Genomic DNA, 12345 nt, shown 5'->3' with positions numbered 1-12345 from the left:
GTCGGTCAGAGCAGCGTCGTCACGGCCAGTAGGGCGGCGGCGGAGACGACGACGAGGGCGACGGAGAGCACCGCGACGGGGGCGAAGCCCGCCTCGCGCATCGCTTCGAGTCGCACGTCGAGTCCCAGACCGGCGAACGCGAGGGCGAACAGGGCGTCGCTCGTCGCCTCTATCGTCGAAAGCGTCTCCGACGAGAGGAGGCCGGCGTTCGCGGCGAGGGCGACGAAGGCGAACCCCGCGAGGAAGTTCGGAACGCCGTCGAGAAGCGACGCCGCGCCGGACTCCGCGGTTCGGTCGGCGTACCGGAACGCGTACCAGAGGGCGACGACGCCCAGGAGGGCGTTCCGGGCGAGTTTCGTCACCGTCGCCCACTGTCCGGCGGCCGGCGAGTGGGCGAACCCCGCGGCGGTGACCGGACCGGTGCTGTACATGCTGAGTCCGGCCCAGACGCCGAACTGCCGCGGCGAGAGGGCCAACAGGTCGCCCGCGACGGGAAAGAGGAGGAGCGTCACCGCGTCGAACAGGAGGATGGCGGCGACGACGTGCGCGAGGGACTCGCCGTCGGCGTCGATGGTGCCCGCGATGGCCGTCGCGGCGGAGACGCCGCAGACGCTCGCGCCCGCCGCGAGGAGCGACGCCGTCTTGCGCTTGAGGTCGAACACCCGCCGGCCGAGGAACTCCACGAGGGCCACACCGCAGACGACGGCGGCGACGGCGAGAGCGAGGACGACGGGGCCGGTGGCGACGAGGTCCGAGAAGGCGATGCGCGCGCCGAGGAGGACGATGCCGGTTTCGAGGAGCAGTCCGCGGTACCGGACGCCCGCGTCGACCCGGGCGGGGACGCCGACGGTGTTCGCGACGACGGCGCCGAACCCGACGGCGAGGAGGAGGGCGTTCAGACCGGGCACCGCCCCGGCGACGAGGCGGGCTATGCCGGCCAACGCGACGAGGAGGAGGAGTCCGGGGACGACCGCTCCGGCCCGTCGGACGACCCGCGGCGTCCCGTCTCCGTTCCCGTTCACTGGCGGGCGTGGGGCCGCGCGCCGACGTGAGACGCGCCGAGAGGCGGCGCGGCGGCGGGGCGGGGGGCGTTCGACGGCGTCGCGTTCATCTGTCGGTCCGGTCCGCGCGCGGGACACTTAATGTGTTGATTCTCCCGACCCTCGGACGGAGGGGCCTCCCCCGTCGAAAGGACGGACGCTTTCTTCAACGTTATACGGGCGGCGTCGGATGGGGTTCCTATGGGCAAGCACATCCTCCTGTTAGGTGCACCCGGCGCCGGCAAAGGGACGCAGAGCAAGCGACTCGCTGAGGAGTTCGGCCTCGAACACGTGACGACCGGGGACGCCCTCCGCGCGAACAAGGACATGGACATAAGCGACATGGACACCGAGTACGACACGCCTCGGGAGTACATGGACGCGGGCGAACTCGTCCCCGACGAGGTGGTCAACGAGATAGTGAAGGAGGCGCTCTCGAACGCCGACGGCTACGTCCTCGACGGCTACCCGCGGAACCTCGACCAAGCGGAGTACCTCACGGAGATCACCGACCTCGACGCGGCCGTCTACCTCGACGTGGGCGAGGAGGAACTGGTCCGGCGACTCACCGGCCGCCGCCTCGACCCCGAGACGGGCGACATCTACCACACGGAGTTCGACATGCCCGACGACGAGGACGTGCAGGAGCGACTCGTCCAACGCGACGACGACACCGAGGAGACGGTGCGTGAACGCCTCCGCGTCTACGAGGAGAACACCGAACCCGTCGTCGAACACTACCGCGAGGAGGGCGTCCTCGTCGAGATAGACGGCGAACAGACGCCCGACGACGTGTTCGAGGACGTCGCCGACGCCGTCGAATCGGCCTGACGGCGACGAACCGCGCCCGCTTCTCGCGACGACCCGTTTCTTCACCCGCCGCCAGCGACGCCTTCGACTCCGACTCGGCCGGTAGCTGGGACGCCGCCTCCGCCGAGTCAACTGTGAACATCTGACGTGAAAATCACCGGGACGGTCACGGTTAAAAGAATAGGTTTATCCTAATATTCCTATTACTCTTGGTACGGGCCGAGACGGCCCGGGATACCCATGACGCTGTGGAAATGCGGTCCCGCGAAGACGGCAGGACAGTCCCCGGACGAACGGTTCGGAAATCGTCGCGAGACGGCGAACCGCGGTACACGGACACGATACAATGGGAACCAGCACTGAACCATCGGCGGACGAAGCGGGTGCAACGGACGCGGCCGCGGAGGAGACGGAGGAGTCGGCCGTCGAGACGGCCCGGAAGCAACTCGACCGGGCGGCGACGCGCATCGACATCGACCCGAACGTCGTCGAACGCCTCCGGCACCCCCGGGCGGTCCACGAGGTCAAACTCCCCGTCGAACGCGACGACGGGACGTTGGAGGTGTTCACGGGCTACCGCGCGCAACACGACAGCGTCCGCGGCCCGTACAAGGGCGGACTCCGCTACCACCCGGCCGTGACGCGCGACGAGTGCGTCGGCCTCTCGATGTGGATGACGTGGAAGTGCGCGGTGATGGACCTCCCGTTCGGCGGCGCGAAGGGCGGCGTCGTCGTGGACCCGAAGGGCCTCTCCGAGACGGAGAAGGAGCGTCTCACCCGGCGGTTCGCGCAGGAACTCCGCGACGTGGTCGGCCCGCACACCGACATCCCCGCGCCGGACATGGGGACGGACGCGCAGACGATGTCGTGGTTCATGGACGCCTACTCGATGCAGGAGGGCGAGACGGTGCCCGGCGTCGTCACGGGTAAGCCGCCGGTCATCGGCGGGAGCGAGGGCCGCGACGGCGCACCCGGCCGGAGCGTCGCCATCGTCACCCGCGAAGCCGTGGACTACTACGGCTGGGACCTCTCCGACGTCACCGTCGCCGTCCAAGGGTTCGGGAGCGTCGGCGCGAACGCCGCGCGCCTGTTGGACGACTGGGGCGCGACCGTCGTCGCCGTCTCCGACGTCAACGGCGCGGTATACGACCCCGACGGACTCGACACCCGCGACGTTCCGACCCACGAGGAGGAACCGGAAGCGGTGATGACGTACGACGCGCCGCAGAAACTCTCCAACGAGGCGATTCTGGAACTCGACGTGGACGTGTTGATTCCGGCGGCGATAGGCAACGTCATCACCGCCGACAACGCCGGCCGGGTGGACGCCGGGTTGGTCGTCGAGGGCGCGAACGGTCCGACGACGTCCGCCGGCGATGCGATACTCGAAGAACGCGGGATTCCGGTGGTTCCGGACATCCTCGCGAACGCCGGCGGCGTCACCGTCTCGTACTTCGAGTGGTTGCAGGACATCAACCGCCGGGCGTGGTCGCTCGAACGCGTCCACGAGGAACTCGAAGACGAGATGACCGCCGCGTGGGACGCGGTCCGGACGGAGTTCGAAGGCGGCGCGAGGACGTGGCGCGAAGCGGCGTACGCGGTCGCACTCCGCCGCGTCGCGGCCGCGCACGAGGCGCGCGGCGTCTGGCCCTGACCGCCGTCGCGACTCCGCTCTCCCCGCCAGTCGTCACCGCGTTCGGGGGCCGTCGCGCTCTCGAACCCCCGCGCGACGAGAGTAAAAGGTTCATAACCGGTGATGACTAATTCACCCTCAATGGCACGAACCGAATCGAAGGTGCGCGACCTCGTCTCCGCCGACCCGGAGATGCGCACGGCCGTCGAGACCGTCCTCGAACGGTCGGAGGCGGGAGAGGTCAAGTGGGTCGACGTGAAGGGCGACCTCACGAGCGGTCAGTGGGGCCGCCTCATCGAAAAGGGAGTCCTCGTCGACGGCGACGAGGGGTTCCGCCTCGCCGACCCCGAAGGGACTCGCGAGGGTCTCGAAGCGGCCGCCGCCGACGGCGGGTCCGCGGCGTCCGCGACGTCCTCGTCCTCGTCGTCCGCCGCCGACGTCGACACGGGCGACTCCTCGTGGTCCACGTACGACAAGATGGCCGGCGTGGTGACCGTCGGCCTGTTCCTCGGCTACTCGTGGAAGCCGCTCCGCGACGTCATCGGTTCGACGATGAACGTCGCGCTCGGTCCGCTTCACGACGTACTGCCGTTCTACGCCGTCGTGATGGTGCTGGCACTCGCCACCGGCCTCTACTCGACGCTGCTTCAGGCGAACCTCATGGACATGGACAAGATGGGGGCCTACCAGGAGCGGATGAAGGACATCCAGGAGCGCCGTAAGGAGGCTCAGAAGAACGACGACGACGAGGCCCTCGAACGCATCCAACAGGAGCAGATGGAGGCGATGGGCGACCAGATGGGGATGTTCAAAGAGCAGTTCCGCCCCATGGTCTGGATCATGTTCCTCACCATCCCGGTGTTCCTGTGGATGTACTGGGCCATCGGCGTCGGCGGGAACGCGGACGCGCACGTCACGCTCCAGAACCTCGTCCTGCCGCTTCGGGGCGAAGTCGCGTGGACCGAGTCCGTGCTCGGCCCGATTCAGGCGTGGATCGTCTGGTACTTCCTCTGCTCGATGGGGTTCACCCAGATCATCCGCAAGAGCCTCAACATCGACATGACGCCGTCGGCGTCCTGAGGCCGACGCGGCACCCCGGCACCTCGGTACCGCCTCTCACTCCGCGGTGCAAAGACAACCTCTTTTAGAGCGTCCCACGGAGCATGCGTATGTTGCTGACCGTCTCCGGCCCCGCGGGAAGCGGGAAGAGTACGACCGCGGCTGGACTGGCCGAGGCGCTCGACCTCGAACACATCAGCGGCGGCGACATCTTCCGCGAACTCGCCGCCGAACGGGGGTACAGCGCCGTCGAGTTCAACAAACTCGCCGAGGAGGACGACCAGATAGACCGCGACCTCGACAGACGCCTCTACACCATCGCCACGGAACGGGACGACGTGGTGCTCGAATCGCGCCTCGCGGGGTGGCTCGCGGGCGACCACGCCGACCTGCGCTTCTGGCTCGACGCGCCGATAAGCGTCCGCGCCGCGCGCATCGCCAACCGCGAGGACAAGACCGTCGAACTCGCGCGCGAGGAGACCGAGGCGCGCGAACGGAGCGAAGCCCTGCGGTACGAGGAGTACTACAACATCCCCATCCGCGACCTCTCCATCTACGACATGGCGCTGAACACCGCCCGGTGGGGCCCCGACGAAGTGCTCGACATCATGACTGGCGCGGTCCGGTCGTACCGTTCGGAGGCGGACGAGGGGCAGTACACCGTCGACGGCGTCAACTACGACTTCTAACAGTATGTCCGACCTGCGCGGCCCCCCCTCCGACCGGAGCGCCGACGAACTCCGCTCGTTCGGCGTCGTCAACCTCGACAAGCCGCCCGGCCCCTCGGCGCACCAGGTCGCCGGGTGGGTGCGCGACATGGTCGGCACCGACCGGGCGGCCCACGCCGGAACGCTCGACCCGAAGGTGACCGGCTGTCTTCCGGTCCTCCTCGGCGACGCGACGCGCATGGCGCAGGTGTTCTTGGAGGGGACGAAGGAGTACGTCGCCGTCCTCGAACTCCACGGACCGGCGCCGTCGGACTTCGACGCCGTCGTCGCCGAGTTCGAAGGCGAGATATACCAGAAACCGCCGCGAAAGAGCGCCGTCACCCGCCGCCTCCGAACGCGGGAGATACGCGCGTTGGACGTGCTGGAGGTGAGAGACCGGCAGGCGCTGCTCCGAATCGAGTGCGAGAGCGGCACGTACGTCCGGAAACTCTGCCACGACGTCGGACTCGCGGCGGGGACGGGCGCGCACATGGGCCACCTCCGGCGCACCGCCACGGACCCCTTCGACGACACCGACCTCTCGACGATGCACGACCTCTCGGACGCACTCGCCTTCGCCGAGGAGGGCGACGAGTCGTTCCTCCGAGAGGTCGTCGCGCCCGCCGAACGCGCCCTGACGCACCTCCCGCGGATCACCATCGCCCCCTCCGCCGCCGAACAAGTCGCCGAAGGCGCGCCCGTCTACGCGCCCGGCGTCATAGACTCCGAGGACGCGGACCGCGGCGACCTACTGGCGTGTTACACGCCGAACGACGCCGTCGTCTGCCTCGGCCGCCTCGTCGGCGACCCCGAGGCCGAATCCGGCGAAGTCGTCTCCCTGGAACGCGTCCTCGTCTGAGGGCGAACCATCCCCGCTTTTCTCCGCCCGGCGAGAGGTCCGACCATGCAACTCGGAACGGTGCAGTCCGAACCCGGCGAGGTGGCCTCCGGGTGGTTCGAGGCGACGGACCTCCCGACCGGCGGGGCGGAGCGACTCCCCCTCGTCGTCGCGGAGGGGTCCGACGACGGACCGACCCTCTGGCTGACCGGCGGCGTCCACGGCGACGAGGCGACGGGCGTCGCGGCGGTGCAGGACGCAGTTCGCTCGCTCCCGGTCGAACGACTCGCCGGAACCGTCGTCGCCGTCCCCGTCGTCAACCCCGCGGGCCTCCGGCGCAATCGCCGAGCGTCGTACTACGGCGGCGACGATCCGAACCGCTACTTCCCCGACCCGGAGTCCGCCTCGACGCGTCCGCCGGGCGTGCAGGAGCGAATCGACGAGCGACTGTACGAGGCGTTCGTCGACTCGGCGGACGTCCTCGTCGACGTCCACACCGCCCAGATCGGCTCGATGCCGTTCGTCATCCGCGACCGGGTGCTGTACGGGTCGCGCCGCGACGAGTCGGCGGCCGAGGCGTTGGCCGAGGAACTCGCGCGCCTCGTCGCGGCGTTCGGCCTCCCCGTCCTCACGGAGTACCCGGCCGAGGAGTACGTCGAGCGGGGACTCCAACGCTCGACGGCGGGCGCGGCCCTGAACGCCGCCGGCATCCCCGCGTTCACCGTCGAACTCGGCGGGCACAGCGTCGTGGACGACGACGCCCGCGCGGGGGGCGTGGCGGGCATCTACGCCGTGATGGTCGAACTCGGGATGCTGGAGGAACGCCCAGACGACGTGGGCGAACCGGGCGCGGGCGTCCCCGACGCGCCCGTCGAGTACCCCGTCCGCCGGGCCGTCCACCCCCGTACCGAGACGGCGGGACTCGTCCGCCACCGCGTCGCGCCGGGCGACGTGGTCGAATCCGGCGACGCGGTGGCCGAGGTGACGACGCCGCAGGGCGACGTTCTCGACACCGTCACCTCGGAGCACGACGGGTACGTCGTCGCCCGGCGCGAGGGACTCGCCGCCTACGAGGGCGACCCCGTGTTGAGCATGGCCGTCCGCGATTCCGGCGAGTTGGTCGCACCGCGGGACGGAAACGGCGACGGGGAGTGACCGTGGCACTCGGTGACTGCGCGGACGCGAAGCGAAGCACTTAACGGTTCGAACCGCTTTGCTCAGAATGCACCCTGGGACCGTGGGGTAGTGGTATCCTCTGCCGATGGGGTCGGTAGGACCTGAGTTCGACTCTCAGCGGTCCCATTCCACCTTTTTACTTCGTCGGGTTTCCTCGCGAGCCTTCGGCTCGCTGCGGGAACCCTCCTCGTAAAAATCTGGACCAAAAAGGGCCGCGAGACTCGGGCTTCGCCCTCGCTCGCGGTACGGCAACATTACTGCTACGAGCGAATAGCCAGTCACTACGCCGCAGTATCGGATGTACACCGGTGATCGTTGCTGGTGACAAAAAGGGCCGCGAGACTCGGGCTTCGGAAGAACGGAGTTCTTCCGGGCTCTCGTTCGCCTCCGGTTCACGAGAACTTCGCCCTCGCTCGCGGTACGACTCCGTCGTTACCGCCTGCCACGACGAGCAAGGTGATTTTTAATTCCCTGCCGGAAAAGAAACCGCCAGCGAACTCTACTGCTGTTCCCGCGCCATATCTAGCGACCAGAAGAACCCGAAGTAGGCGGGGATGCCGGCGACCATGAACAGGTAGTACGCCCACTGCGGCCCGTTCACGAAGTCGAAGAAGACGGAGACGCCGGTGACCCACACCATGGCGAACGCTAAGTCCGCCAGCATGCCCGACCCGTGTTCGCGCAGGGTGTCTGCGAAGTTCATGGGCGGTCACCGCCGTTCGGGTGGGAATCGTGGTTCATCGCGTCTGAAATATCGGTCGGCGGGGGCCTTACAGGTCCGCCTTTTCGTCGGCGCCGTCGACGACGAGGACGGGCAGTCGCGTCCGGCGCAGGACCTTCTCGGCGACGCTGCCGAGGACGACGCGGGAGAGCCCAGACCGGCCGTGCGACCCCATCACCACGAGGTCGATGTCGTTCTCCTCGACGAACTTCCGGATGGCCCGGGCGGGTTCGCCGGCGGTGACGTGTTCCTCGACGCTGACGCCGCGTTCCGTCGCTGCGTCGGCGACGTACCCCGTCGCCTCGTCCGCGTCCGCTTTCACCTCCGGCATCTCGTCGAGGTGGCCCTGCCGGATTCGGTCCACCTGTTCGGTGCCGAGAGAGTAACTCGTCGCGTCCACGTCGATGACGTAGAGGGCGTGAATCGTCGAACCGTACTTCGAGGCGATGTCCACCGCCTGCTCGACGGCCTGTTCGGCCGTCTCGCTACCGTCCGTGGGAACGAGTATGCGTTCGTACATCGTCAGTCGTCCGCGGGCGTTTCGCTACCGCCGTCGGTGCTGACGACGTCTTCTGCGGTTTGTTGCTGGCCCATCGGTTCGGGGCTGTGACACTGTCGGACCATGCGCTTGGTTTCGAGCGGCGGTTCCGACGTGACGAGGGAGACGCCGATGGTGACGGCGAACACGATGGGGACGGCCACCAGCGCCGACCCGATGGCGGGTAACCACTGCGCCAGCGTCGGGAAGATGACGCCGTCCGACCCCGCCGCGCCGGCGAACAGGCCGTAGCTCGGGAGCACCTCGTTGAATATCGGGATGAACCAGATGACGAGTCCGGTCGTCATGCCGGCGAGGGCGCCCTGCCGGTTCGTGTTCTCCCACCAGAGGCCGAGGAAGAACATCGGGAACAGCACCGCGCCGGCCAGCGAGAACGCGTAGGACACTAGCGCGGCGATGGGTGCCGCCGGGTCGAGGGCGGCGAGCGTCGTCAACACGCCCAGCGCGACGATGCTGAGGCGGCCGACGAGAACCTGCTGCCGTTGGGTGGCGTCCTCGTTGATGATGTTCGCGTAGATGTCGTGCGAGATGGCCGAGGAACCGGCGATGAACAGACCGGCCACCGTCGCGATGGCCGCGGCGATGCCGCCCGCCGCGACGAGGCCGACGAACCACGTCGGCAGGTTCGCGAGTTGCGCCGCCAGCACGACGATGACGTCGCCCGCGGCACTCGTCATGCCGGGGTCGCCGTACACCGCACCGATGTTCTTCGCGTAGAGGTCGGTCCCGAACGCGGCGAAGGCGGGGGAACTGAGGTACAGAAGCAGGATGAAGCCCAGCCCCCACACCGTGGACCACCGGGCGGTTCGCTCGCTCTCGACGGTGTAGAACCGGACCAGCACGTGCGGGAGTCCGCAGGTGCCGACGACGAGCGAGAACGCCGTGGCGATCCACAGGTAGTAGCTCTGGTTGACGAACGGTTCGCTGAACTCTCTGCCGAGTTCGCTGATGAGTTGCCCGTACTCTATCTGCGGCAGCACCGTCGAGTAGCCCTGCGTGAAGCCGACGGCGTACAGGCCCGCGAGGAACGCGATGATGAGGATGACGTACTGCACGGCCATGTTCTTCGTCGCGCCCAGCATCCCCGACAGCGTCAGGTAGCCGACGGTGATGGCCATCATGGCGACGACCATCGACTGGTAGCCGCTGAGGCCGGGGATGCCGATGTCGCCGAAGATGTACAGGCCGACGAGGCCCATCCCGCGGGCCTGACCGATGGCGTAGACGAACCCGATGAGGAACGTCGTCACCGCGGCGATGGCGCGCGCGGTGTCGGAGTTGAATCGGTCGCCGACGAAGTCCGGCGCGGTGTACTTCCCGAACCGGCGCATCTGCGCGGCCATGAAGATGAGCAGGATGAAGTACCCCGTGGACCAGCCGACGATGAACGCCAGCCCGTAGAACCCCGAGAGGGCGATGAGCGCCGCCATCCCGAGGTACGACGCGGCCGACATCCAGTTCGCGCCGATGGCCATCCCGTTCTCGACGTTACCGATGGAGCGTCCGGCGACCCACATGCCCTCGGTGTCGGCGACTTTGAACACGTAGCCGATGGCGAGGAATAGCAACAGCATCGCCGTGACCATGATGGCTGGGACGAGTTTGAACGAGACGTTCAACCCCTCCGGCAGCAGTCCGCTCTGGAGGAACACTTCCATCATTCCGTCGTCCCTCCGTCGGTCGTCGCGCCTTCTGCGCCGCCGCCGCGGTCACCCGCGACGGTCTGGTGTGAGATGCCGTACTTCTCGTCTAAGGCGTCGCGCTTGCGGGCGTACCAGAACGCGAGGATGAGAGCGCCGGACGGCGCTCCGATGGCGACGAGGAAGTAGTGCAACGGGAAGCCGATGACCGGAAGCGTCGTCGTCATCACGCCCGGCGCGACGGCGGTGAGCGTCACGGGTCCGAAGACGATGAGAGCCCAGATGGCGAACCCGGTCCAGATGATTCGTAAGTGGTCCCGCATGAACGGGGTACTCGGCCGGAGGAGGTTCACCTCACGGCTGAGATAGTCGATGTTTCGGTGGTCGCGGTCCGCCTGCGTGGCCACACCACCGTCCGTCTCGACGTTCGCTTTCGCTTCGTCGGCAGGTGAATGAGTGTCGTTGTCTGTCATAGTATATCTCTGAAGCGGTCGTGTCTCTGTTTCGATTTTGGAAAACCGAATCCCCGGTCAGCCGCCTCCGACCGAACGCCGACTCTCGTCGCCGAACTCGGAGGCCCGGGGTGCGCCGACACTGTCCGATCGGCCGCCGTCCGCGGCGGCTACCAGGCGACAGCACACGACCCTCGCCGCCGGAGTCGTCGGCGTCGGCCGGGGGGCGGCCGTCGGCACCGGCGCGGCGGCGAGCGTACCCTCCGATTCTCCTCGGTCGGACACGCTCAGTTGAATACCCTCGAAACTATAATAATTATTCACAAAGAGGCATAATGGCCAGTTCCGAAGGGCATATTAACCACCGCGGTTATCGGCCGGAAGAGACCGTCGTACGGTAGAATTAGAGTCGGGGTCGATCCGAGCGGAGCGCACCGCGTTCGTGTCGGCTGATAGTTTCCTCGGCGTCGTTCCGGTCGGCGGCCGCGGGTTCACTCGACGTCCGGATCGTCGATGAGCAGCGTCGAGCGGATGAGATTTTCCTGTCCCCGGCGGAGCCGTTCCGAGAGGGACTGGTGGGTGATGCCGAGCATCTCCCCGAGTTCCTCGGCGGTGACGCCGCGCGGGACCTGAAAGTAGCCGTGCTCGGCGGCGGTCGTCAGCGCGTCGAACTGCTCCTCGGAGAGGCCGAACCGCCCCGCCCGAGCGCTCTCGTTCATATCGTACACCTTCTCGACGTCGAAGGAGAGGCCGTGGTCGCTACAGAAGTCGTACGTCGCGGACAGCGAGTCCCGTTCGGGGAACATGATGCGGAGGCGCCAGTTCCCGCCCCGCCCGTGCGCGTCGAGGATAGTCCCCTCCTCTTCGAGGAGGATGTGGATGACGAGGCGGATGTGAGCGACCCACGACATCCGGTAGAGCCGTTCGTCGCCGAGGTTGGCGAGCACCTCGAACTCGGCGACGCTCGAATCCTCTCGCAGGGCGTCCTCGACGGCGTCGAGGTCCGTCCCCTGTGCCCACATGAACGGCATCGCGGAGTCGGAGTCCCGGGCGACGAGTCGTTCGATGTCGAACTCGACGTCGGGGCACCGGTCGAACGTGTCGCTGAGGGCGAACTCCGAGGACGGGATGCGCACGACGGCGATCGTGCTGGTTGACACACTCTGCTAGGCTCATTTCAACTGTAAATCACTTTCGGCGGCTTTTGCTCCGACTTTCGGACGAACGGCGATTCGCTGCGGTCTTCCTGACCGATTGCCCACATCCGCCCGGTCCGAGGTGCGTGTAAGAACTCGGTACTGTTGGAGAAACGAGTCTGAATCTGCAGGCAGACGTATCAATGCTCGTGCGGGTGTCGTGTCACCCGTATGGTAGTAGATGTGACCGACTCCGAGGAAGGTAAAGACGTGGTGAACGAACGCGGAGACAAGATAGGCATCGTGTCCGACGTGCGCCACGGCACGGCGTACGTCGAACCCGACCCGGGCATCACCGACGAGATAAAGGCGAAGCTCGGGTGGGGAGACGTGGACGACGACAACTACCCGCTTCAGGAGGCGCGCATCCGAGAGATAACCGACGACGAGATTCGACTGCGGGAACTGTAGCCCGCGGGGGCCGTCGGGCGAACCGACGGCGAGCGTTTTTTCGCCGCGTCGAAGCGAGAGCGCGAGCGGTTTCTCCGATACCCGCGACGGCGAGAGCGGCGGG

General features: G+C 67.5%; 13 protein-coding genes and 1 tRNA gene. 8 read left to right on the top strand and 6 right to left on the bottom strand.

The features are described 5' to 3' along the window. Positions 1-5: 5 nt before the first annotated feature. Positions 6-1022 carry a YeiH family protein gene (locus ACFQEV_RS05690; RefSeq protein ID WP_379693483.1) on the bottom strand — a complete coding sequence of 339 codons (1017 nt, stop codon included), beginning with the start codon at positions 1020-1022 and terminating at the stop codon, positions 6-8. Positions 1023-1241: 219 nt separating this feature from the next. On the opposite strand from ACFQEV_RS05690, the gene ACFQEV_RS05685 reads away from it, so the two are divergent. The 7 genes from ACFQEV_RS05685 (at position 1242) to ACFQEV_RS05655 (ending at position 7389) form a co-directional block, all read left to right on the top strand. Beyond that, positions 1242-1871 carry an adenylate kinase gene (locus ACFQEV_RS05685; protein ID WP_379693481.1) on the top strand — a complete coding sequence of 210 codons (630 nt, stop codon included), beginning with the start codon at positions 1242-1244 and terminating at the stop codon, positions 1869-1871. Between the two features lie 325 nt (positions 1872-2196). Further along, positions 2197-3504, top strand: a complete 1308-nt coding sequence (gdhB, locus tag ACFQEV_RS05680) for a glutamate dehydrogenase GdhB (protein WP_379693479.1) — start codon at positions 2197-2199, stop codon at positions 3502-3504. 120 nt (positions 3505-3624) lie between these two features. Then, positions 3625-4563 carry a DUF106 domain-containing protein gene (locus ACFQEV_RS05675; RefSeq protein WP_379693476.1) on the top strand — a complete coding sequence of 313 codons (939 nt, stop codon included), beginning with the start codon at positions 3625-3627 and terminating at the stop codon, positions 4561-4563. A gap of 89 nt (positions 4564-4652) precedes the next feature. After that, positions 4653-5231: a (d)CMP kinase gene (gene cmk, locus ACFQEV_RS05670; RefSeq protein WP_379693474.1), complete on the top strand. Its 579-nt coding sequence runs from the start codon at positions 4653-4655 to the stop codon at positions 5229-5231. Positions 5232-5235: 4 nt separating this feature from the next. Then, a complete protein-coding gene (locus ACFQEV_RS05665) occupies positions 5236-6108 on the top strand; it encodes an RNA-guided pseudouridylation complex pseudouridine synthase subunit Cbf5 (RefSeq protein ID WP_379693472.1) in 873 nt (290 codons plus the stop codon). A 45-nt stretch (positions 6109-6153) separates the two neighbouring features. Next, complete coding sequence (locus tag ACFQEV_RS05660; RefSeq protein WP_379693470.1) at positions 6154-7242, top strand: succinylglutamate desuccinylase/aspartoacylase family protein; 1089 nt, start codon at positions 6154-6156, stop codon at positions 7240-7242. Positions 7243-7318: 76 nt separating this feature from the next. Then, a tRNA-Pro gene (locus ACFQEV_RS05655) sits at positions 7319-7389 on the top strand. 373 nt (positions 7390-7762) lie between these two features. Here the strand turns inward: ACFQEV_RS05655 and ACFQEV_RS05650 are convergent. The 5 genes from ACFQEV_RS05650 to ACFQEV_RS05630 form a co-directional block, all read right to left on the bottom strand. Beyond that, positions 7763-7966 carry a hypothetical protein gene (locus tag ACFQEV_RS05650; RefSeq protein WP_379693468.1) on the bottom strand — a complete coding sequence of 68 codons (204 nt, stop codon included), beginning with the start codon at positions 7964-7966 and terminating at the stop codon, positions 7763-7765. A gap of 67 nt (positions 7967-8033) precedes the next feature. After that, positions 8034-8504, bottom strand: a complete 471-nt coding sequence (locus tag ACFQEV_RS05645) for a universal stress protein (RefSeq protein WP_379693466.1) — start codon at positions 8502-8504, stop codon at positions 8034-8036. Positions 8505-8506: 2 nt separating this feature from the next. Then, entirely contained in the window at positions 8507-10204 is a 1698-nt protein-coding gene (locus tag ACFQEV_RS05640; RefSeq protein WP_379693464.1) for a sodium:solute symporter family transporter, read from the bottom strand. Next, positions 10201-10656 carry a DUF4212 domain-containing protein gene (locus ACFQEV_RS05635; RefSeq protein WP_379693462.1) on the bottom strand — a complete coding sequence of 152 codons (456 nt, stop codon included), beginning with the start codon at positions 10654-10656 and terminating at the stop codon, positions 10201-10203. Before ACFQEV_RS05635 ends, ACFQEV_RS05640 begins: the two co-directional genes overlap by 4 nt. A 470-nt stretch (positions 10657-11126) precedes the next feature. Then, positions 11127-11795, bottom strand: coding sequence for a helix-turn-helix domain-containing protein (locus ACFQEV_RS05630; RefSeq protein ID WP_379693460.1), 669 nt, complete (start codon positions 11793-11795; stop codon positions 11127-11129). Between the two features lie 207 nt (positions 11796-12002). Here ACFQEV_RS05630 and ACFQEV_RS05625 point away from each other — a divergent pair, with 207 nt between their 5' ends. After that, the gene (locus ACFQEV_RS05625; protein WP_379693458.1) at positions 12003-12242 is read left to right on the top strand and encodes a PRC-barrel domain containing protein; all 240 of its coding nucleotides are present in this window, start codon (positions 12003-12005) and stop codon (positions 12240-12242) included. The last annotated feature ends 103 nt before the right edge of the window (positions 12243-12345 follow it).

Source organism: Halopelagius fulvigenes (assembly GCF_042662625.1).
Taxonomy (GTDB): domain Archaea; phylum Halobacteriota; class Halobacteria; order Halobacteriales; family Haloferacaceae; genus Halopelagius; species Halopelagius fulvigenes.
The sequence above is the reverse complement of the archived record's forward strand: the minus strand, read 5'-3'. Positions and strand labels throughout refer to the sequence as shown.

Coding starts and splice junctions, on each gene's coding strand:
- ACFQEV_RS05685 (WP_379693481.1), top strand. CDS start 1,242: ATGGGCAAGCACATCCTCCTGTTAGGTGCACCCGGCGCCGGCAAAGGG.
- gdhB (WP_379693479.1), top strand. CDS start 2,197: ATGGGAACCAGCACTGAACCATCGGCGGACGAAGCGGGTGCAACGGAC.
- ACFQEV_RS05675 (WP_379693476.1), top strand. CDS start 3,625: ATGGCACGAACCGAATCGAAGGTGCGCGACCTCGTCTCCGCCGACCCG.
- cmk (WP_379693474.1), top strand. CDS start 4,653: ATGTTGCTGACCGTCTCCGGCCCCGCGGGAAGCGGGAAGAGTACGACC.
- ACFQEV_RS05665 (WP_379693472.1), top strand. CDS start 5,236: ATGTCCGACCTGCGCGGCCCCCCCTCCGACCGGAGCGCCGACGAACTC.
- ACFQEV_RS05660 (WP_379693470.1), top strand. CDS start 6,154: ATGCAACTCGGAACGGTGCAGTCCGAACCCGGCGAGGTGGCCTCCGGG.
- ACFQEV_RS05650 (WP_379693468.1), bottom strand. CDS start 7,966: ATGAACTTCGCAGACACCCTGCGCGAACACGGGTCGGGCATGCTGGCG.
- ACFQEV_RS05645 (WP_379693466.1), bottom strand. CDS start 8,504: ATGTACGAACGCATACTCGTTCCCACGGACGGTAGCGAGACGGCCGAA.
- ACFQEV_RS05640 (WP_379693464.1), bottom strand. CDS start 10,204: ATGATGGAAGTGTTCCTCCAGAGCGGACTGCTGCCGGAGGGGTTGAAC.
- ACFQEV_RS05635 (WP_379693462.1), bottom strand. CDS start 10,656: ATGACAGACAACGACACTCATTCACCTGCCGACGAAGCGAAAGCGAAC.
- ACFQEV_RS05625 (WP_379693458.1), top strand. CDS start 12,003: ATGGTAGTAGATGTGACCGACTCCGAGGAAGGTAAAGACGTGGTGAAC.